This is a genomic window from Sulfitobacter sp. IGS-18 (genome assembly GCF_059628195.1).
In genome coordinates this window covers 2101034-2119958 of sequence record NZ_CM184556.1, presented here as the reverse complement: position 1 = coordinate 2119958, position 18925 = coordinate 2101034, and the positions used below count along the sequence as shown (strand labels likewise).

Here is an 18925-nt window from a genome sequence, read left to right as displayed (position 1 = left end):
ATGAACCCATCCAAGCCGAGGTGTAAAATGGAGATTCGTGAGGCCCTGACCTTTGACGATGTATTGCTTGTTCCCGCAGCGTCGTCTGTATTGCCATCCACCGCAGATACCCGCACGCATGTGACCAGATCCATTGCGCTGAACATTCCGCTGCTGAGTTCCGCCATGGATACCGTGACCGAGGGGCGCATGGCGATTGCCATGGCGCAGGCCGGCGGCATGGGGGTGGTTCACCGCAACCTGACCATTGACGAACAGGCCCGCGAGATCCGTCGGGTCAAACGGTTTGAATCCGGCATCGTCTATAACCCGATCACCCTGACCCCCGAACAGACCCTGGCCGATGCCAAGGCGCTGCAGGAACGCTATAACGTCACCGGTTTTCCGGTTGTCGATGACACCGGGCGTGTCGTGGGGATCGTGACCAACCGCGACATGCGCTTTGCCAGCGATGACAAGACCCCGGTGCGGGTGATGATGTCTTCGGAGAACCTTGCCATCCTGCACGAGCCGGCGGACCGCGAAGAGGCGATCAGCCTGATGAAGGCGCGCCGCATCGAAAAGCTGCTGGTGACAGATGCCAAGGGCAAGCTGACCGGGCTGCTGACGCTCAAGGATACCGAACAGGCCGTGCTGAACCCCACCGCCTGCAAGGACGCGCTGGGGCGGTTGCGGGTCGCGGCGGCCACCACCGTGGGCGACGCGGGCTTTGAACGGTCGCAGGCGCTGGTGGATGCCGGTGCCGACATGATCGTGATCGACACCGCCCATGGCCATTCCGAAGGGGTGGCGCTTGCGGTCAAACGGGTCAAGGCGCTGTCCAACGAGGTGCAGGTGGTCGCGGGCAATGTCGCTACGGCCGGGGCGACCCGCGCCCTGATCGACGCCGGTGCCGATGCGATCAAGGTCGGCATTGGCCCCGGCTCCATCTGCACCACGCGCATGGTCGCAGGTGTTGGCGTGCCGCAGCTGACCGCCATCATGGATTGCGCTGCGGCAGCGGGTGAGATTCCCGTCATCGCCGATGGCGGCATCAAGTTTTCGGGCGATTTCGCCAAGGCCATTGCCGCTGGCGCATCCTGCGCCATGGTTGGCTCCATGATCGCAGGCACCGATGAGAGCCCCGGAGAAGTCATTCTTTATCAAGGCCGTAGCTTCAAGTCTTATCGTGGAATGGGTTCGCTTGGCGCGATGGCCAGCGGATCGGCCGACCGCTATTTCCAAAAGGATGCCGCGAGCGACAAGCTGGTGCCCGAAGGCATCGAGGGCCAGGTGGCCTACAAGGGCAGCGCGGCGGCCGTTGTGCACCAGATGGTCGGCGGTCTGCGGGCTGCGATGGGCTATACCGGCTGTGCCACCGTCGAAGAGATGCGCAAGAACTGCAGCTTTGTCAGGATCACCGGGGCGGGGCTGAAGGAAAGCCACGTGCATGACGTTCAGATCACCCGCGAGTCACCCAACTACCGCGCCGGATAGGGGAATATCATGAATTTCAATCTGTTGCGTGGCGTTCTTGATGTGAATGCAGCCCGATGACCCCGGGGGCGCGGGTCGCGGCGGCGATTGAAATCCTTGATGATATCCAGGGCGGTCAGGCGGCAGAACAGGCGCTGACCCGCTGGGCCCGGCGCAGTCGTTTTGCCGGTTCCAAGGACCGTGCGGCAATCCGGGACCATGTCTTTGACGTGTTGCGCTGCCGTTCGCTGGCGGCGCATTTCGGGCGCGGTGAGGCCGGACGCCAGCTCATGCTGGGGCTGCTTCATCTGCAAGAGGCTGATATCGCGGCGTTATTCACCGGCGATGGCCATGCCCCCGAACCCGCAACCGCGGCAGAACTTGATTTTCCCGCGCCGCCCGAAGACCGTCCAACCCTGTGGTGCCTGCCGGAATGGCTGGTGGCCCCATTCGAAGCCTCCCTGGGGGAGGATGCCGCCCGCACTGCCGGCGCGCTTCAGGCGCGCGCCCCGATTGTGCTGCGCGTCAATCTTGCCCGCATCGAGCGGCAGGCCGCCGCAGACATGCTGCGCGAACAGGGGGTGGAGACCACGGTGAACCCGCTGGCAGAGGCGGCCCTGACCGTGACCGAAGGGCAGCGCCGTATCCGCAATTCATCCGCCTTTGCCGAAGGGTTGATCGAGCTTCAGGATGCCGCAAGCCAGGCCGTTGTTGCCGCCCTGCCGACGGGCGGACGGGTGCTGGATTATTGCGCAGGCGGCGGGGGCAAGGCCCTGGCCCTGGCGATGGACCCGGCGCGGCAGGTCACCGCCCATGACATCGCGCCCGCCCGCATGGCCGATCTGCCCGCCCGCGCGGCACGGGCGGGTGTCACCGTGGCACTTGCCGAAACCGCGACGCTGGCAGATGCCGCCCCCTTTGATGTGGTGCTTTGCGACGCGCCCTGTTCCGGTTCGGGGGCCTGGCGCCGCGCCGCCGAGGGGAAATGGACCCTGACACCTGCGCGCCTCGCTGAATTGACCGCGCTCCAGGACGAGATCCTTGACCGCGCCGCAGCGCTAGTCGGGCCGTCGGGTCTTTTGGCCTATGCCACCTGCTCGGTTCTGCGGGCGGAAAACGAGGACCGGCTGGCGGCCTTTCTGTCGCGAAACCCCGGCTGGACCTGCAGCTTTGCGCATCGTTTTGCCGTCGATGCGGCGGGCGACGGATTCTATACTGCGCAGTTGACGCGGGTATCAGGCTAATCATACTCAACTTTGGGATGCATCTCTGCTGTGGTTAAGGTTCGATTAACCCGGGAGACGCTTAATGGAGGACGATTCGAGGGCCGTCGGAGGATAGATTTTGTCTGTATCGCTGGGGCAGAACGCGCCGGACGTTATTGCCGAACCGCGGCCGCCGGTGCCGCCGGTTGGCGCGGCGCCGCTGCGGGTGCGCAACAGACAAACCTGGCTGCTGGTGATCCTGGGGGCGGTGCTGGTCGCTGTGGGCATGTTCGTGTCGCAGCGGATATTTGCGCTGGCTCTGTTCTGCTCAGGGGCGACACTGGTGATGGTGGGCGGCGTTCTGGGCCTGCGCGCGGCGGGTCAGGCCGTCCGCCGGTCCGGGCTGGTCGATACCATCGAGACCTTTATCGAACATGATACCACCCCCTGTTTCATTGCCGAAAGGGACGGTCTGATTCACGGCGCGAACCGCGCCGCGCATCGCCTGTTCGAGCGCGACAGTTTCACGACGCTGGGCGCGGCCCTGACCGAAACCTTCGCGAATCCGGCGGGCATTCTCTACCGGTTGCAATCGCGCGCCGATGCCAGCGGTGCCGCGCAGGAGGATGTCGCAACACGGGCCGGGCATCTGCGCGTGGCGGTTCATGAGATCGCGCAGGACCGGTTCCTGTGGCGGCTTGAGAACATGGGCGCGCGGACCGCTGCGCGCACCCCGCACGACGGGGTGCAACTGCCGATGCTGATGCTGGGGCGCAGCGGCGCGGTGCTCTTTACCAATGATGCCGCGCGGCGGCTGCTTGGCGGACGGGTCAAGACCCTTGATCGCATATTCACGGAGCTGCCCGTCGTGCCCGGGACGCTGGCAGAAGTATCCTGCCCTGACGGGCCGCGCCGGATGCTGGTGGCGGAAATGGATGCCGGGGCAGGGCGCCGCGTGATCTTTCTGCTGCCGCCGCCGGAGGCGTCCCTGGAGGCGCCGATGCAGGGGTGGCAGGCCTTTCAGGACATGCCTGTGCCGATGATAAAGGTGGCACCCGACGGTGCCGTGCGCTCCTTCAACCGGATGGCGGCGGGGCTGATCGGCACCAAGCTGGTTGAAGGCGCCAATATTTCGCAACTGATGGAGGGGCTGGGCCGTCCGATCGCGGATTGGCTGAATGACACGCTGTCCAACCGGATGGTCCAGAAGTCGGAATTCCTGCGGTTGACCCGCACCGACAAGGAAACTTTCGTGCAAGTGGTGCTGAATCGGATTATGGAAGACGGCGAACCGGCGCTTATTGCCGTGCTGCACGACGCAACGGAACTGAAATCACTGGAGGCGCAATTCGTGCAAAGCCAGAAAATGCAGGCAATCGGCCAGTTGGCAGGCGGTGTCGCGCATGATTTCAACAATTTGCTGACAGCAATCTCGGGCCATTGCGACCTGCTGCTGCTGCGCCACGATCAGGGCGATGCCGATTATGGCGACCTGATCCAGATCAACCAGAACGCCAACCGTGCCGCCGGGCTGGTGCGCCAGCTGCTGGCCTTTTCGCGCAAACAGACCCTGCGGCCGGAAACGCTGGACCTGCGCGACACCTTGGCGGATCTGACCCATCTGCTGAACCGGCTGGTCGGCGAAAAGGTGACCCTCACGCTCAGCCATGATCCGGTGTTGCGCCCGATCCGCGCCGACAAGCGTCAGCTCGAACAGGTTCTGATGAACCTCGTGGTCAATGCCCGCGACGCCATGCCGGCGGGCGGTGAGATCAGGATCGTCACGGAATGCCTGACGCTGGAAGAGCCGCTGACACGGGACCGCGTCACCGTGCCGGCCGGTGACTATGTGACCGTCGAAGTGATTGACAGCGGGCTGGGCATTGCTTCGGACAAGTTGCAAAAGGTGTTCGAGCCGTTTTTCACCACCAAGCGCACGGGCGAGGGGACCGGCCTCGGCCTGTCGACCGCCTATGGCATTGTCAAGCAGACCGGCGGGTTCATCTTTGTCGATTCCCAGCCCGGCGTCGGCACTACCTTCGTGCTGTATTTCCCGGTGCATGACCACAGTCCGGAGGTGTCGCCGCGGCCCGATGTCGCGGAGCGGTCAAACGCGTCCGATGCATCGGACGGCGTCGTCCTGCTGGTGGAGGACGAGGCCCCGGTGCGCGCCTTTGCCAGCCGGGCGCTGCGTCTGCGCGGCTTTACCGTCCTTGAGGCTGAATCGGCAGAGGCGGCGTTAAAGACCCTGGAAGACGAAAACCTTACCGTGGATGTCTTTGTGACCGACGTGGTGATGCCCGGCATGGATGGCCCCAGCTGGGTGCGCGAGGCGCTGAAGGAACGGCCGGACGTGCGGGTCGTCTTTGTCTCCGGCTATGCCGAAGACAGTTTCGGAGAGGAGCAAAGCAGGATACCGAATTCCGTTTTCCTGCCGAAACCGTTTTCACTGAACGAACTGACCGAGATGGTGCACAAGCAGATGCATTGAGCCGGGTGCTTCGAATTGGGGGAGGTGTGAGCTACGGTCCGGTCCGGACGAATATGGCCGGCAGCGACCCCTGAACCACCTTTGGCACCGGCGCTACGGGATGGACTGGTAAAGCGCGAATTCCTCGGCGCATTTGCGGCGAAACCGCTCCTCGACCTCCGGAGAAAGCCTGAGCGCCATCGCGGGGGAGACGTTTTCGCGGGCAAGGGACAATGTCACCTCCAGACGTTCTTCGAGAAAGGCCTTGAGCCTCGGCTGGTCTTCGTAGCGGAAGAAATGGGTGACCCCGGTGCCGTTCGGCTGGCTTTTCATGAACTGGGCCTGGCTGCCCACATCGGCAAAACCGGGTTTGTTCCCCTTCATATAGGCCAGGACAAAATCGTCGAAACTGATGCCATGGGTCGCATTCGGCTTGCCCTCCATGAAGGGGCGCTGGCGGTAGCGATACCAGCTGCCCAGCCAGGAGACCGGCTCGCGCATCACCGCCATGACTTCCAGTTCGACCCCGCAGACCCTTTCGAACATGGGCCGGATGAAGCGATTGTAGCGATAGACAGGCGCATGTTTCAGCATCGGCGGGTCGGAGATCACCATGTCCGCCCGCGCCGCAAGCGCACTTTCATAGGCGGTTGTCCCGGTTTTCGGCACCGACAGGAAGGCCAGGCGTTCCTTAAAGAAAACAAGCATTTAAGGCGGCCTCGCGCGTTGGATCATCCCGGGTTGTCGCCGTAAACTACTTCTTAACCCATTCCCATAAAAGATGGGGAAAGAAATAAAGTGATTGAAATGTTCCACTTTTGGTCCCATAGAGAACATTAGCGGAACAAAAAACCGGCGCAGGACGGCGATTGCCGATCCCGCGCCACTATGACACTAAGGGAACGGGCATATGGCAACGGCAGATTTATTGACAATGGACAACAAGAAGTCGGCGGAAAAGCAGAAGGCGCTGGACAGCGCCCTGGCCCAGATCGAACGGCAGTTCGGCAAGGGTTCGATCATGAAACTGGGCGCGGAAGGTGCGATTCAGGACATCACGGCAAGTTCCACGGGATCGCTGGGGCTGGACATCGCGCTTGGCATCGGCGGCCTGCCGATGGGCCGGATTGTCGAGATCTACGGCCCCGAATCTTCCGGCAAGACAACGCTGACGCTGCACTGCCTTGCTGAGCAGCAGAAGGCGGGCGGCGTCTGTGCCTTTGTGGATGCGGAACACGCGCTTGACCCGCAATATGCCCGCAAGCTGGGCGTGGACATCGACGAGCTGCTGATCTCGCAGCCCGATACCGGCGAACAGGCGCTTGAGATCACCGATACGCTGGTCCGCTCCGGCGCGGTAAATATGGTTGTTGTCGATTCGGTTGCCGCGCTGACGCCGAAATCCGAGCTTGAGGGCGACATGGGCGACAGCAGCGTCGGCGTGCAGGCCCGCCTGATGAGCCAGGCCATGCGCAAGCTGACCGGCTCGATCAGCCGGACCCAGTGCACGGTGATCTTCATCAACCAGATCCGGATGAAGATCGGCGTCATGTTCGGCAGCCCCGAAACGACAACGGGCGGCAATGCGCTGAAATTCTACTCTTCGGTCCGCCTCGACATCCGCCGCATCGGCGCGCTCAAGGACCGTGACGAGGTGGTGGGCAATGCAACCCGCGTCAAGGTCGTGAAGAACAAGGTCGCGCCGCCCTTCAAACAGGTGGAATTCGACATCATGTATGGCGAAGGCATCTCCAAGATGGGTGAGCTGCTGGACCTCGGCGTCAAGGCCGGCGTGGTCGACAAATCCGGCTCCTGGTTCTCTTACGGGGATGAGCGGATCGGGCAGGGCCGTGAAAACGCCAAGGCCTTCCTGAAGGAAAACACCGCCATGGCGATGGAGATCGAAGACAAGATCCGCGCGGCGCATGGCCTGGATTTCAACGGTTCCGACACAGATGATGCGGACATTCTGGAGGCCTGAGGCCCGGACCAGATTGCAATCGCTGCAAGACATCAGGGGCGCGCCGACGGGCAGCGCCCCTTTTTCCATGCCGGACCTGTGGACAGGCAAGCCTGCCAAGGCTATCTGACAAAGACGCGTATTTGCCCCGGAAGGCCTGACCGATGAAGACCCTGAACGAAATCCGCTCCAGTTTCCTGTCCTATTTCGACAAGAACGGACACCAGGTTGTCCCTTCAAGCCCGCTGGTGCCCCGCAACGACCCGACGCTGATGTTCACGGCGGCGGGCATGGTGCAGTTCAAGAACCTGTTCACCGGGGTCGAAACCCGCGACTACACGCGTGCCGCCACCGCGCAGAAATGCGTGCGCGCAGGCGGCAAGCACAACGATCTGGACAATGTAGGCTATACCGCGCGCCACCACACGTTCTTCGAGATGCTGGGCAACTTCAGCTTTGGCGATTATTTCAAATCCGAAGCGATCCCGCTGGCCTGGGACCTGCTGACCAAGGTGTTCGGCATCGACGAAAAGCGCCTGCTGGTGACGGTCTATCATACCGATGACGAAGCGGTGGCGATCTGGAAGAAACATGCGGGTCTGAGCGATGACCGCATCATCCGCATCGCGACGGATGACAATTTCTGGTCGGCCGGTCCCACCGGGCCCTGCGGCCCCTGCACCGAGATCTTCTATGATCACGGCGACCACATCTGGGGTGGCCCTCCGGGCAGCCCGGAGGAGGATGGCGACCGCTTTGTCGAGATCTGGAATCTCGTCTTCATGCAATACGAACAATTCGAGGACGGCACCCGCCGCGACCTGCCAAACCAGTCGATCGACACCGGCATGGGGATCGAACGGGTTGCCGCGCTGTTGCAGGGCACCAATGACAATTACGCCACCGATCTGATGCGCGCCCTGATCGAGGCCTCGGCAGATGCCTCCAGCACCGATCCGGACGGGCCGGGCCGGACGCACCACCGGGTCATCGCGGATCATTTGCGCTCCACCTCCTTCCTGATCGCGGACGGGGTCATGCCCGCCAACGACGGGCGCGGCTATGTGCTGCGCCGGATCATGCGCCGGGCGATGCGCCATGCGCATCTGCTGGGGGTCCAGGACCCGCTGATGCACCGTCTGGTGCCGGCACTGGTCAGCCAGATGGGCGCGGCATACCCTGAACTGGGGCAGGCGCAATCGCTGATCACCGAAACCCTGCTGAACGAGGAAACCCGGTTCAAGCAAACGCTGGACCGGGGCCTGCGCCTGCTGGAGGACGAGGTCAGCGGCCTGCCGGAGGGGGCGAACCTGTCGGGGCAGGCGGCCTTCAAACTTTATGACACTTTCGGCTTCCCGCTGGACCTGACGCAGGATGCGCTGCGCGAGCAGGGGCGCGCGGTGGATATTGAAGGTTTTGACACTGCCATGGCAGAGCAGAAGGCCAAGGCCCGCGCGGCCTGGGCCGGGTCTGGCGAGGCGGCGGATGCAACCGTCTGGTTCGACGTGGCCGAAAAGAACGGCCCGACCGAGTTTCTGGGCTATGAGACCGAAACCGCAGAGGGCCAGATCAAGGCGCTGGTGATGGAAGGCGTGTTGACGGAACTGGCCCGCGAGGGTGACAGCATCCAGGTCGCCCTCAACCAGACGCCTTTCTATGCGGAATCCGGTGGCCAGGTTGGTGACACGGGTGTGATCCGCACCGGCACCGGTGAAATCACCATCACGGATACCCGCAAGGCGGCAGGCGTCTTTGCCCATTTCGGCAAGGTGACAAAGGGCGAGGTCAAGGTGGGGCAGGCGGCCGTGCTGGAAGTGGATCATGCGCGACGCACGGCGATCCGGGCCAACCATTCGGCGACGCACCTGTTGCACGAGGCGCTGCGCGGCGCCCTGGGCGATCACGTGGCACAGCGCGGCTCGCTCAATGCGCCGGACCGGCTGAGGTTCGATTTCAGCCATGCCAAGGGGCTGACCGCCGCTGAACTGGCGCAGGTCGAAGCGGAGGTGAACAGCTTCATCCGCCAGAATGCCACTGTCGATACCAGGATCATGACACCGGATGACGCGCGCGGGCTTGGGGCGCAGGCGCTGTTTGGCGAAAAATACGGCGACGAGGTGCGTGTGGTTTCGATGGGCCATCAGGCCGGATCGGGCAAGGGGAATGACCGGAACACCTATTCGCTCGAACTCTGCGGCGGCACCCATGTGCGCCAGACCGGCGACATCGGGGCCTTTGTGCTGCTGGGCGACAGCGCCAGCAGTGCCGGTGTGCGCCGGATCGAGGCGCTGACGGGGGCGGAGGCGCTGGCCTGGCTGCGCGAACAGCAATCGGCATTGTCGCGTGTCGCAGAGGCGCTCAAATCCGCGCCGGGTGATGTGCCGGACCGGGTCCGCAGCCTGATGGATGAACGCAAGAGCCTGGCGAATGAAGTGGCGCAGCTGCGCCGTGAACTGGCCATGTCGGGGGGCGGTGCGGCCGCGCCGGATACCCGCGAGGTCGGCGGGATCAAGTTCATCGCCCAGGTGCTGAGCGGCGTGACGGGCAAGGATCTGCCCGCGCTGGTGGACGAACACAAGGCGCGGCTGGGCACGGGCGCTGTGCTGCTGATCGCCGATGCGGGCGGCAAGGCTGCTGTTGCCGCAGGGGTGACGGCGGATCTGACGGACCGGTTGTCTGCGGTGGATATCCTCAAGGCCGCAGTGGCCGAACTGGGGGGCAAGGGCGGCGGCGGACGGCCTGACATGGCGCAGGGCGGCGGTGCCAGCACTGAAAACGCGCAGGCGGCGATTGCCGCTGCGGAAAAGGTAATGGGAGGATAACATGCCTGCACTCTGGATCGCTCATGTCACCGTCACGGACGAAGAGGCCTACAAGAAATACGCCGCAGGCGCGACGGTTGCCATCGCCGATCATGGCGGCGAATTCATCGCGCGGGGGGGGCGCTTCGTGCAGCTCGAAGGTAAGGCGCGCCCGCGCAATGTCGTGGCCCGTTTTCCGGACCTGGAATCAGCGGAAAAATGTTATCATTCAGATGCCTATCAAGCGGCTTTGAGCCATGCGCGCGGCGCATCTGAACGTGAACTGGTGATTGTGGAGACCAGCGCATAACGCTGGTCTGCTTTCTTTTTGGCCTTAAATATTCCCGGGGTCCGGGGCAGCGCCCCGGAATCTCCCGTCAGGCCGATTTTGCCATCCGCTTGCGTTCATGCGGGTCCAGGAAGCGCTTGCGCAGCCGGATCGCATTTGGCGTCACTTCAACCAGCTCATCATCGTCGATATAGGCGATGGCTTCTTCCAGCGAGAGCGTGATCGGCGTGGTCAGGCGCACCGCCTCATCGGTGCCGGAAGCGCGCACGTTGGTCAGTTTCTTGCCCTTCAGCGGGTTCACTTCCAGATCGTTGTCGCGGGAATGTTCGCCAATGATCATGCCGGTATAGACGTCGGCCTGGGCGCCGATCATCATTCGGCCGCGTTCTTCGAGGTTCCACAGGGCATAGGCCACCGAGGTGCCGTTCTCCATCGAGATCAGGACGCCCGCGCGGCGGCCCGGGATCGGGCCCTTGTGTGGCGCCCAGCTGTGGAACACGCGGTTCAGCACGCCGGTGCCGCGGGTATCGGTCAGGAATTCGCCGTGATAGCCGATCAGCCCGCGCGAGGGGACATGGGCCACAATACGTGTCTTGCCCGCACCCGCCGGTTTCATCTCGACCAGTTCGCCGCGCCGCACGCCGGTGATCTTTTCGATCACCGCACCGGAATATTCGTCGTCCACGTCAATGGTGGCTTCCTCGATCGGCTCGTGCCGCTCGCCGTCGATGTCGCGGAACAGCACCTGCGGGCGGGAGATCGACAGTTCGAACCCTTCGCGGCGCATGTTCTCGATCAGCACGCCCATCTGCAATTCGCCCCGTCCGGCAACCTCAAAGGCTTCGCCGCCGGGTGTGTCGCTGATCTTGATGGCGACGTTCGATTCCGCTTCCTTGTGCAGGCGCTCGCGGATGACGCGGGATTGCACCTTTTTGCCATCGCGCCCGGCCAGCGGGGAATCGTTGATGCCGAAGGTCACGGTGATGGTGGGCGGATCGATCGGCTGGGCCGGGATCGCCTCGGTCACGCTCTGGTCTGCGAGGGTGTCGGCCACGGTGGCCTTGGTCATGCCGGCAATGGAGACGATGTCACCTGCCTCGGCCACGTCGATGGCGGTCTGCTCCAGCCCGCGATAGGCGAGGATCTTGGTGCAGCGGAAATTCTCGATCAGCTTGCCGTCGCGCGACATCGCCTTGATCGTCTGGCCTGCCTTCAGCGTGCCGGATTCGACCCGGCCGGTCAGCAGGCGCCCCAGGAAGGGGTCACCGCCAAGGGTGGTGGCCAGCATGGTGAAGGGCTGGTCGATATCGGAAAGCTGCTTGGGCGCCGGGACATGTTTGAGGATCAGTTCGAACAATGCGTCCAGACCCTTGCGCGGACCGTCCAGCGAATGATCTGCCCAGCCGGCGCGGCCGGAGGCATACATGGCCGGGAAATCCAGCTGCTCTTCACTGGCGTCGAGGTTGGCAAAAAGGTCGAACACCTCGTCCAGGGCGCGGTCCGGCTCGCCGTCGGGCTTGTCGACCTTGTTGATCACCACGATGGGCCGCAGGCCCAGTTTCAGCGCCTTGGAGGTCACGAATTTGGTTTGCGGCATCGGGCCTTCAGCGGCATCCACCAGCAGCACCACACCATCGACCATGGACAGGATACGCTCCACCTCGCCGCCGAAATCGGCGTGGCCGGGGGTGTCGACGATGTTGATCCGCGTGCCCTTCCATTCGACCGAAGTCGGCTTGGCAAAAATCGTGATGCCACGCTCGCGTTCCAGATCGTTGCTGTCCATGGCGCGTTCGGTGGTCGCCTGGTTTTCGCGGTAGGTGCCCGATTGTTTGAGCAATTCGTCCACCAGAGTCGTCTTGCCGTGGTCAACGTGTGCGATGATTGCGATATTGCGCAGGTCCATGGGGTCAGCCTTTTTGCGGGAGTTGCGCGCGCCATACCGTGCAGACGCAGCAAAGGCCAGCCCTAAAGCAGTTTCAGCCCTTTCATCATGGCATCTGCCGGCCCTGTGCCGCAGCGTCAGGGGCGTTCAGTGGGTCGAGGCGGTGGAAAAGAGATGGATCACCAGTATCCCCGCGATGATCAGGGACAGCCCCAGCACCGCAGGCAGGTCGAGACGCTGACCAAACAGGACATAGCCGATCCCCGCGATCAGCACGATCCCGAGGCCGGACCAGATCGCATAGACGATGCCTACCGGCATCACCTTGAGCGCCAGCGCCATGAAATAGAATGACGCACCATAGAACAGCACCACGCAGACCGAAGGCCAAAGCCGGGTGAATTGCTGGCTGGCCTGCAGGGCGGTGGTGCCGATGGTTTCGGTCAGGATGGCGATGAAGAGCCAGAGATAATGCAGCGGCATGGGCGGTCCTTACAGGGGCAGGGCGGTTGTTTCCTTGATCTCTTCCATGACGAAACTGGCCGAGACATCGGAGAGCGGCACCTTGCGGATCAGGCTTTGGTAAAGGCGGTCGTACCCCGCCATATCCGCAACCTGCGCCCGGATCAAATAGTCCAGCTCGCCGGACATCCGGTAGACGCCCATGATCTCCGGCATGGCGCGGGTGGCGGTGGAGAACCGTTCCAGCCAGTCGGGCGCATGGGCATTGGTGCGGACCTGGATAAAGACGGTGAGCGGCAGGCCCAGACGCGCGGCATCCAGCAGCGCCACGCGCCCCTTGATCACGCCCGCCTCCTCCATCTGGCGCATGCGCCGCCAGCAGGCATTGCGCGACAGGCCCACCGTCGCGCCGAGGGTTTCGAGCGATTGCCCCGCGTCGCGTTGCAGTTCCACCAGGATACGGCGGTCTATGTTGTCGATGTTATGCATGATCGGATAATGATGGGAGGATATCCCATGATCAAGGCAAAATTCGATATCTTTGGGAAAACTTCTTGTGCCGGATGGCTTAGGTTGGCGGCAACCAACCAAGGAGAGTTTGATGTTCGCACGCGTATTTCTGGACCACCCCGCCAAGGTCGATGAGAGCTTTTTCGAACATATGCTGTTCGCGCTGCGGTTTTCCGCATTGTTGTTCGCGGCGGCCGGTGCGGCGCTGGTGCATGCGTTGATCCCCTGCCTGTTCGAAAAGACGGCGAGCGGCATCATCGCCAGGCTTTACGCCCGCACCCACAACCGGGGCCAGTAACCCATGTGCCGCTGGGCGGCCTGGCAGGGCGCGCCATTGTTCCTGAGCGAGATCATCTCGGCCCCGGATCATTCCTTGATCCGCCAGTCGCGCGATGCCACCGAATGCAAGACCGCGATCAATGCGGATGGGTTCGGTCTGGCCTGGTACGACCGGCGGCCGGAGCCGGGGCTTTATCGTGATGTCTATCCGGCCTGGTCGGACCCGAACCTGCGGTCGCTGGCCGAACAGGTGCAGGCGCGGCTGTTCTTGGCGCATGTGCGCGCCTCCACCGGGACGGCGACCAGCCGCAACAACTGCCATCCCTTCGTGCAGGGGCGGTGGAGCTTCATGCACAACGGACAGGTGGGCGGGTTCGAACGGTTCCGCAAATCTGCCGACATGATGATCGAGGATGCGCTTTATCCGCACCGCAAGGGTGCCACGGACAGCGAGGCATTGTTTCTGGTGGCCTGCGGCCTGGGCATCGACACGGATCCGCAGGGCGCCATGGCCCGCAGCGTCGCGCGTTTCGAGGCGCTGTCGCGCGCCCAGGGGACAGGCCCGCACATGCGCATGGCCGCGGCGCTGTCGGATGGGCATACGCTCTACGCCCTGCGCTATGCCTCGGACGATCTGGCGCCGTCCTTGTTCTATCGCTGGTGTGCGGACTGGCAGGGCTGGGCCGTCGTCTCTGAGCCCTATGATCTGGATCAGACAGGCTGGACAGAGGTGCCGCAGGGCAGTTTCTGCCGGTTCACGCCTGATGGCTGCGAGATCACGGGATTTGCACCCGAAACGGTGGCGCGCGCCGCCTGAGATCGGCTGCCCCGGAAAACCTGGCCGTCTTTCGCAAAAAATGCCGGTGAAAAGGAAAGGGCCGCGCAGTTGCGCGGCCCTTGAATGTTCAGCCTGCCAGGGCCTTGTTCAGGTTCTCGTCCACTTTTTCGAGGAAACCCATGGTGGTCAGCCACTTCTGGTCGGGGCCGACCAGCAGGGCGAGGTCCTTGGTCATGTGACCGGATTCGACCGTATCCACCACGACTTTCTCAAGCGTTGTGGCAAAGTTGGTCAGCGCCTCGTTGCCGTCCAGTTTGCCGCGGTGCTTCAGGCCACCGGTCCAGGCGTAGATCGACGCGATGGAGTTGGTCGATGTCTCTTCGCCCTTCTGGTGCTGGCGGTAGTGACGTGTCACCGTGCCATGCGCCGCTTCGGCCTCGACGGTCTGGCCATCGGGGGTCATCAGGATGGAGGTCATCAGGCCCAGCGAGCCAAAGCCCTGTGCCACGGTGTCGGACTGCACGTCGCCATCGTAGTTCTTGCAGGCCCAGACATAGCCGCCGTTCCATTTCATCGCACAGGCAACCATGTCGTCGATCAGGCGGTGCTCATAGGTGATGCCCGCTTCCTTGAACTTGTCGGCGAATTCTTCGTCAAAGACCTGCTGGAACAGGATCATGAACTGACCGTCATAATTCTTGAGGATCGTGTTCTTGGTGGACAGGTACACCGGCCAGCCGCGCTGCAGGCCATAGTTCATGGAGGCGCGGGCGAAATCCTTGATCGATTCATCAAGGTTGTACATCGCCATGTAGACACCCGATGCCGGGGCCTTGAACACTTCTTCCTCGATCACGGTGCCGTCTTCGCCGACGAATTTCATCGACAATGTGCCGGCGCCGGGGAATTTCATGTCCGTGGCGCGGTACTGGTCGCCATAGGCGTGACGGCCGATGACGATGGGTTTGGTCCAGCCCGGCACAAGGCGCGGCACGTTCTTGCAGATGATCGGCTCGCGGAACACGACGCCGCCCAGGATGTTGCGGATGGTGCCGTTGGGCGAACGCCACATTTTCTTGAGGCCAAATTCCTCGACCCGGGCTTCGTCCGGCGTGATGGTCGCGCATTTGACGCCAACGCCGTATTTCTTGATCGCTTCGGCGGCGTCGATGGTGATCTGATCGTCTGTCTCGTCGCGCGCCTCGATGCCGAGATCGTAGTATTTCAGGTCGATGTCGAGGTAGGGCAGGATCAGCTTTTTCTTGATGAAATCCCAGATGATCCGGGTCATTTCATCGCCGTCAAGCTCGACGACGGGGTTTTCTACCTTGATCTTTGACATGAAGCCTATCCCTTTCGGTTATGGAGAACTGTTGCGCCGCGCATAGCGCAAAACGCGGGCAGGGGAAAGCGGTATACGATAGTATACAGAACTTGATCTGCAGATTCCGGCGCAACTGCCGCGAATATGTGCCCTTCGGGCGGTCAGGTGGATTTATGTGCGGCGAAAAACGCGGCGATCCGGGCTTTGGCATAGTCCCACAGGCCCGGTGCGCCGATGGCGATCTTGCTGCCGACGCGGTCGTGGATCTGCGCTTCGGTCACGTCGTAATCGGTCCAGCTGCCGCCACCGCTGGCAAGATTCTGCATCGGCGGCTGGAACCTGTCCAGCGACTTGGCGAATTGCGCGGAGGGGGTGCGGGCGGCTTCGAATTCTTCCCAGATGGCGCGCAGGTGGTCGCGCTGGTCCTCCGGCAGCAGGCCAAAGATACGGTCGGCGGCGGCCTGTTCTGCCGCTTCGATCGCGGCATGGTCCAGCTGGCCGAAGATCGGATTGTCGCCCGCGTCGATTTCCACCAGATCGTGCAGGATCAACATCTTGATCACCAAGTTGATCTCCACCTCCGGGCCGGCCTGATCGGCCAGCACAAGGGCATAGAGCGTGAGATGCCAGGAATGTTCAGCGGAGTTTTCATAGCGCGACCCGTCGCAGAGTTCGGTCGCACGGATGGTGTTCTTGAGCTTGTCGGCCTCGACCAGAAAGTCGATCTGCCGGTCGAGACGGGTCTTTTCCGTCATGCCTTGGGATGCGCTTCGCGGTGCGACTTGAGCTTTTTGCGCAGGAAGGCGCGGCCCTGATCATTGGCCATCCGGGTGCGGATGGCGGTCAGGAACGCCTCTTCAAGGGTCTGCGATGAGGCCCCGAGCACGTTCCCGACCTCCATGAACAGCCGGTCCTCTCCGGTTTCGTTCTGGACCGCCAGGCATTCTTCGGCCAGCTTGTTGGCCATTTCGATGACGACCGGATCGGCCATGCGGGTGCTCCTGTCAGCGGGTGGTTTCGGTCAGGCGGCGCTTGACGTAATCGGTTGTTGTCCCGATCAGCGTGTCCATATGCGGCTCTTCAAAGAAATGCCCGGCACCTTCGACCTGTTCATGGGTGATGGTGATGCCCTTTTGTTCGTGCAGCTTGCTGACCAGATTGACCGTATCGGCGGGCGGTGCCACGCGGTCTGCGGTGCCGTTGATCACCAGGCCGGAAGACGGGCAGGGGGCGAGGAAGCTGAAATCGTACATGTTGGCGGGGGGCGCGACCGAGATGAAGCCGGTGATTTCCGGGCGCCGCATCAGCAATTGCATGCCGATCCATGCGCCAAAGGAGAACCCGGCGACCCAGCAGTGTTTGGAATTGTTGTTCATCGACTGCAGGTAATCCAGCGCCGAGGCGGCGTCAGACAATTCACCGATGCCCTGATCGTATTCGCCCTGGCTGCGGCCGACGCCACGGAAATTGAACCGCAGCACGGTAAAGCCCATGTTGTAGAAGGCGTAATGCAGGTTGTAGACAACCTTGTGATTCATCGTCCCGCCAAATTGCGGATGCGGATGCAGCACGATGGCGATGGGCGCGTCGCGTTCCTTTTGCGGGTGATAGCGGCCTTCGAGGCGGCCTTCTGGTCCGGGAAAGATAACCTCTGGCATGGGCGTCCCTGTTTGCGGGTTCCAAATGGCTGGCAGAATGGCGCGGTCTATAGTTGACGACTTCACTCAGGCACTTTAGAACGGTTCTAATCTGTATGGGCCGGACCGTAGGACCGGATCAGAAAAGGGATGTATGCGCATCACGCGTCCGCGTCAATCAATGCGGGCATAATGGGGACGGCTGGATATGAAACTATCGACAAAGGGACGCTATGCGATGGTGGCGCTGGCCGATATCGCGCTGCAACCGGGTGACAGGCTGGTCTCGTTGGGCGACATCGCTGAGCGGCAGTCGATTTCACTGCCCTATCTGGAGCAATTGTTCGTCAAGCTGCGCCGCGCCGAACTGGTGGCGTCGGTGCGCGGCCCCGGCGGCGGCTATCGGCTGTCGCGGCCGCCGTCGGATATCCGGGTGGTCGATATCCTGTCGGCGGTCGATGAAAAGGTGGATGCGATGCACAAGGGGGCCGGGGCCTCTGGCGGGCTGTCCGGCAGCCGTGCGCAATCGCTAACCAACCGTTTGTGGGAGGGGCTGAGCGCGCATGTCTATGTCTTCCTGCACCAGACCCGCCTGTCGGATGTGATCTCGAACGAACTGGCGCCCTGTCCGGCGGTGCCGAACCTCTTTGCCGTGGTGGATGAGTGATGCGGTGTGATCTGAATGCCGCGCAAGCGCGACGCGATCCAGGGATGGATGGGGGACGCTGTCCCCCAAACCCCCTGGGAATATTTGGGGCCAAAAAGAAACGATGAGAACCTACCTGGATCATAATGCCACCACGCCTTTGCGGGCGGAGGCGCGGGCAGCGATGATTGCGGCGATGGATCTTGCCGGGAACCCGTCTTCCGTACACGCCGAGGGGCGCGCGGCAAAAGCTCTGGTAGAGCGTGCAAGGGCTCAGGTTGCGGCGCTGGTCGGCTGCAAGCTGTCGCAGGTGATCTTTACCGGCAGCGCGACCGAGGCGGCTGCCCTTGCCGTGGCGCAGAAGGCGCGGCATGGCGGCGCATTTGCGGCGCTGCCGACGGAGCATGATTGTCTGGCCGTGTGGGGTGAACGGGATCTGGCGTCGGCCTATGATCGTGAGGGACGGATGGCGCCTGACTGGCGCGCGGCGCTGCCGGAGGGGCTGGTGGCGGTTTCGGCGGCGAACAGCGAAACCGGTGTGATGTTGCCGGTTCGGCAGGTGGCGGGCAGCGGGGCCGGGCATTCGGTGATCTGCGACATCACCCAGGTGGCGGGCAAGATGCCGGTGATCTACGAGGCTGAAACACCCTCCTATGCGATCCTGTCGGCGCATAAGCTGGGCGGGCCCAAGGGCGTCGGCGCATTGATCAACTTTACCGCCTCGGACCCGGAGCCGATCCTGCGCGGTGGCGGGCAGGAAATGAACCGCCGGTCGGGCACGGAGAACATCATCGGGATTGCCGGGTTTGGTGCGGCGGCAGAGGCGGCGGCGCGGGATGTGGCGGCAGGCGCCTGGGACCGGGTTGCGCAGCTGCGCGATCTTATGGAGGTGGCCCTTGCGGGGGCGTCAAAGAAGACTATTTTTGTCGGGAAAGAGATGCCGCGCCTGCCCAATACCTCCTGCGTCCTGACCGAAGGCTGGAAGGGTGAAACCCAGGTCATGCAGATGGACCTTGCCGGATTTGCCATTTCCGCAGGGTCGGCCTGTTCCAGTGGCAAGGTCAAGGCAAGCAACGTGTTGCGCGCCATGGGATATGACGACACAGAGGCGGCAAGCGCGATCCGCGTCTCGCTGGGGCTGGAGACAACCGAGGACGATGTTTTGCGCTTTGCCGAGGCATGGGCCGCGAAACTCGAACGACATGCACAACGGGCCGCGTAAGC

18 protein-coding genes are annotated in these 18925 nt (G+C 62.8%); 10 read left to right on the top strand and 8 right to left on the bottom strand.

All coding sequences use genetic code 11. The features are described from left to right. The first annotated feature begins 27 nt into the window (after positions 1 to 27). The 3 genes from guaB to ACWNZ3_RS10255 all read left to right on the top strand — a co-directional run bounded on the left by guaB (position 28) and on the right by ACWNZ3_RS10255 (position 5151). The gene (gene guaB, locus ACWNZ3_RS10265) at positions 28 to 1476 is read left to right on the top strand and encodes an IMP dehydrogenase (protein WP_274575570.1); all 1449 of its coding nucleotides are present in this window, start codon (positions 28 to 30) and stop codon (positions 1474 to 1476) included. A gap of 56 nt (positions 1477 to 1532) precedes the next feature. Then, the gene (locus ACWNZ3_RS10260; protein WP_496899882.1) at positions 1533 to 2699 is read left to right on the top strand and encodes an RsmB/NOP family class I SAM-dependent RNA methyltransferase; all 1167 of its coding nucleotides are present in this window, start codon (positions 1533 to 1535) and stop codon (positions 2697 to 2699) included. Positions 2700 to 2946: 247 nt separating this feature from the next. Next, positions 2947 to 5151: an ATP-binding response regulator gene (locus tag ACWNZ3_RS10255; protein ID WP_496901900.1), complete on the top strand. Its 2205-nt coding sequence runs from the start codon at positions 2947 to 2949 to the stop codon at positions 5149 to 5151. Between the two features lie 93 nt (positions 5152 to 5244). On the opposite strand, the gene ACWNZ3_RS10250 is transcribed toward ACWNZ3_RS10255, so the two are convergent. Then, on the bottom strand, positions 5245 to 5838 hold the full coding sequence (locus tag ACWNZ3_RS10250) for a gamma-glutamyl kinase (RefSeq protein WP_496899881.1): 594 nt from the start codon (positions 5836 to 5838) through the stop codon (positions 5245 to 5247). A 202-nt stretch (positions 5839 to 6040) separates the two neighbouring features. Here ACWNZ3_RS10250 and recA point away from each other — a divergent pair, with 202 nt between their 5' ends. The 3 genes from recA to ACWNZ3_RS10235 all read left to right on the top strand — a co-directional run bounded on the left by recA (position 6041) and on the right by ACWNZ3_RS10235 (position 10201). Beyond that, on the top strand, positions 6041 to 7111 hold the full coding sequence (gene recA, locus ACWNZ3_RS10245; protein WP_269361985.1) for a recombinase RecA: 1071 nt from the start codon (positions 6041 to 6043) through the stop codon (positions 7109 to 7111). A 143-nt stretch (positions 7112 to 7254) separates the two neighbouring features. Next, on the top strand, positions 7255 to 9912 hold the full coding sequence (alaS, locus tag ACWNZ3_RS10240) for an alanine--tRNA ligase (RefSeq protein WP_496899880.1): 2658 nt from the start codon (positions 7255 to 7257) through the stop codon (positions 9910 to 9912). A 1-nt stretch (position 9913) separates the two neighbouring features. Then, positions 9914 to 10201: a DUF1330 domain-containing protein gene (locus tag ACWNZ3_RS10235; protein WP_269361989.1), complete on the top strand. Its 288-nt coding sequence runs from the start codon at positions 9914 to 9916 to the stop codon at positions 10199 to 10201. A 67-nt stretch (positions 10202 to 10268) separates the two neighbouring features. Here the strand turns inward: ACWNZ3_RS10235 and typA are convergent, their stop codons facing one another. The 3 genes from typA to ACWNZ3_RS10220 form a co-directional block, all read right to left on the bottom strand. Beyond that, positions 10269 to 12086, bottom strand: coding sequence for a translational GTPase TypA (gene typA, locus ACWNZ3_RS10230; RefSeq protein WP_114277221.1), 1818 nt, complete (start codon positions 12084 to 12086; stop codon positions 10269 to 10271). A 126-nt stretch (positions 12087 to 12212) separates the two neighbouring features. Continuing rightward, entirely contained in the window at positions 12213 to 12548 is a 336-nt protein-coding gene (locus ACWNZ3_RS10225; protein ID WP_269361992.1) for a DMT family transporter, read from the bottom strand. Between the two features lie 9 nt (positions 12549 to 12557). Beyond that, positions 12558 to 13016 carry an Lrp/AsnC family transcriptional regulator gene (locus ACWNZ3_RS10220; protein ID WP_269361993.1) on the bottom strand — a complete coding sequence of 153 codons (459 nt, stop codon included), beginning with the start codon at positions 13014 to 13016 and terminating at the stop codon, positions 12558 to 12560. Between the two features lie 112 nt (positions 13017 to 13128). Here ACWNZ3_RS10220 and ACWNZ3_RS10215 point away from each other — a divergent pair, with 112 nt between their 5' ends. Further along, positions 13129 to 13335: a DUF6356 family protein gene (locus tag ACWNZ3_RS10215; protein WP_269361995.1), complete on the top strand. Its 207-nt coding sequence runs from the start codon at positions 13129 to 13131 to the stop codon at positions 13333 to 13335. Between the two features lie 3 nt (positions 13336 to 13338). After that, positions 13339 to 14133 carry a class II glutamine amidotransferase gene (locus ACWNZ3_RS10210; RefSeq protein ID WP_269361996.1) on the top strand — a complete coding sequence of 265 codons (795 nt, stop codon included), beginning with the start codon at positions 13339 to 13341 and terminating at the stop codon, positions 14131 to 14133. A gap of 88 nt (positions 14134 to 14221) precedes the next feature. On the opposite strand, the gene ACWNZ3_RS10205 is transcribed toward ACWNZ3_RS10210, so the two are convergent. From ACWNZ3_RS10205 to ACWNZ3_RS10190, 4 genes are all read right to left on the bottom strand, one after another. After that, the gene (locus ACWNZ3_RS10205) at positions 14222 to 15436 is read right to left on the bottom strand and encodes an NADP-dependent isocitrate dehydrogenase (protein WP_114277216.1); all 1215 of its coding nucleotides are present in this window, start codon (positions 15434 to 15436) and stop codon (positions 14222 to 14224) included. Between the two features lie 143 nt (positions 15437 to 15579). Beyond that, positions 15580 to 16173 carry an HD domain-containing protein gene (locus ACWNZ3_RS10200; protein ID WP_274575577.1) on the bottom strand — a complete coding sequence of 198 codons (594 nt, stop codon included), beginning with the start codon at positions 16171 to 16173 and terminating at the stop codon, positions 15580 to 15582. Further along, on the bottom strand, positions 16170 to 16409 hold the full coding sequence (locus ACWNZ3_RS10195) for a hypothetical protein (protein ID WP_274575578.1): 240 nt from the start codon (positions 16407 to 16409) through the stop codon (positions 16170 to 16172). Before ACWNZ3_RS10195 ends, ACWNZ3_RS10200 begins: the two co-directional genes overlap by 4 nt. Before the next feature lie 13 nt (positions 16410 to 16422). Beyond that, positions 16423 to 17076, bottom strand: a complete 654-nt coding sequence (locus ACWNZ3_RS10190; RefSeq protein WP_067291253.1) for an alpha/beta hydrolase — start codon at positions 17074 to 17076, stop codon at positions 16423 to 16425. A gap of 187 nt (positions 17077 to 17263) precedes the next feature. Between ACWNZ3_RS10190 and iscR the strand changes: the two genes are divergently transcribed. Together iscR and ACWNZ3_RS10180 are read left to right on the top strand one after the other, a co-directional pair. Further along, positions 17264 to 17722, top strand: coding sequence for a Fe-S cluster assembly transcriptional regulator IscR (gene iscR / locus ACWNZ3_RS10185; RefSeq protein ID WP_269362003.1), 459 nt, complete (start codon positions 17264 to 17266; stop codon positions 17720 to 17722). A gap of 103 nt (positions 17723 to 17825) precedes the next feature. Continuing rightward, entirely contained in the window at positions 17826 to 18923 is a 1098-nt protein-coding gene (locus ACWNZ3_RS10180) for a cysteine desulfurase family protein (protein WP_496899879.1), read from the top strand. Positions 18924 to 18925: the final 2 nt, after the last annotated feature.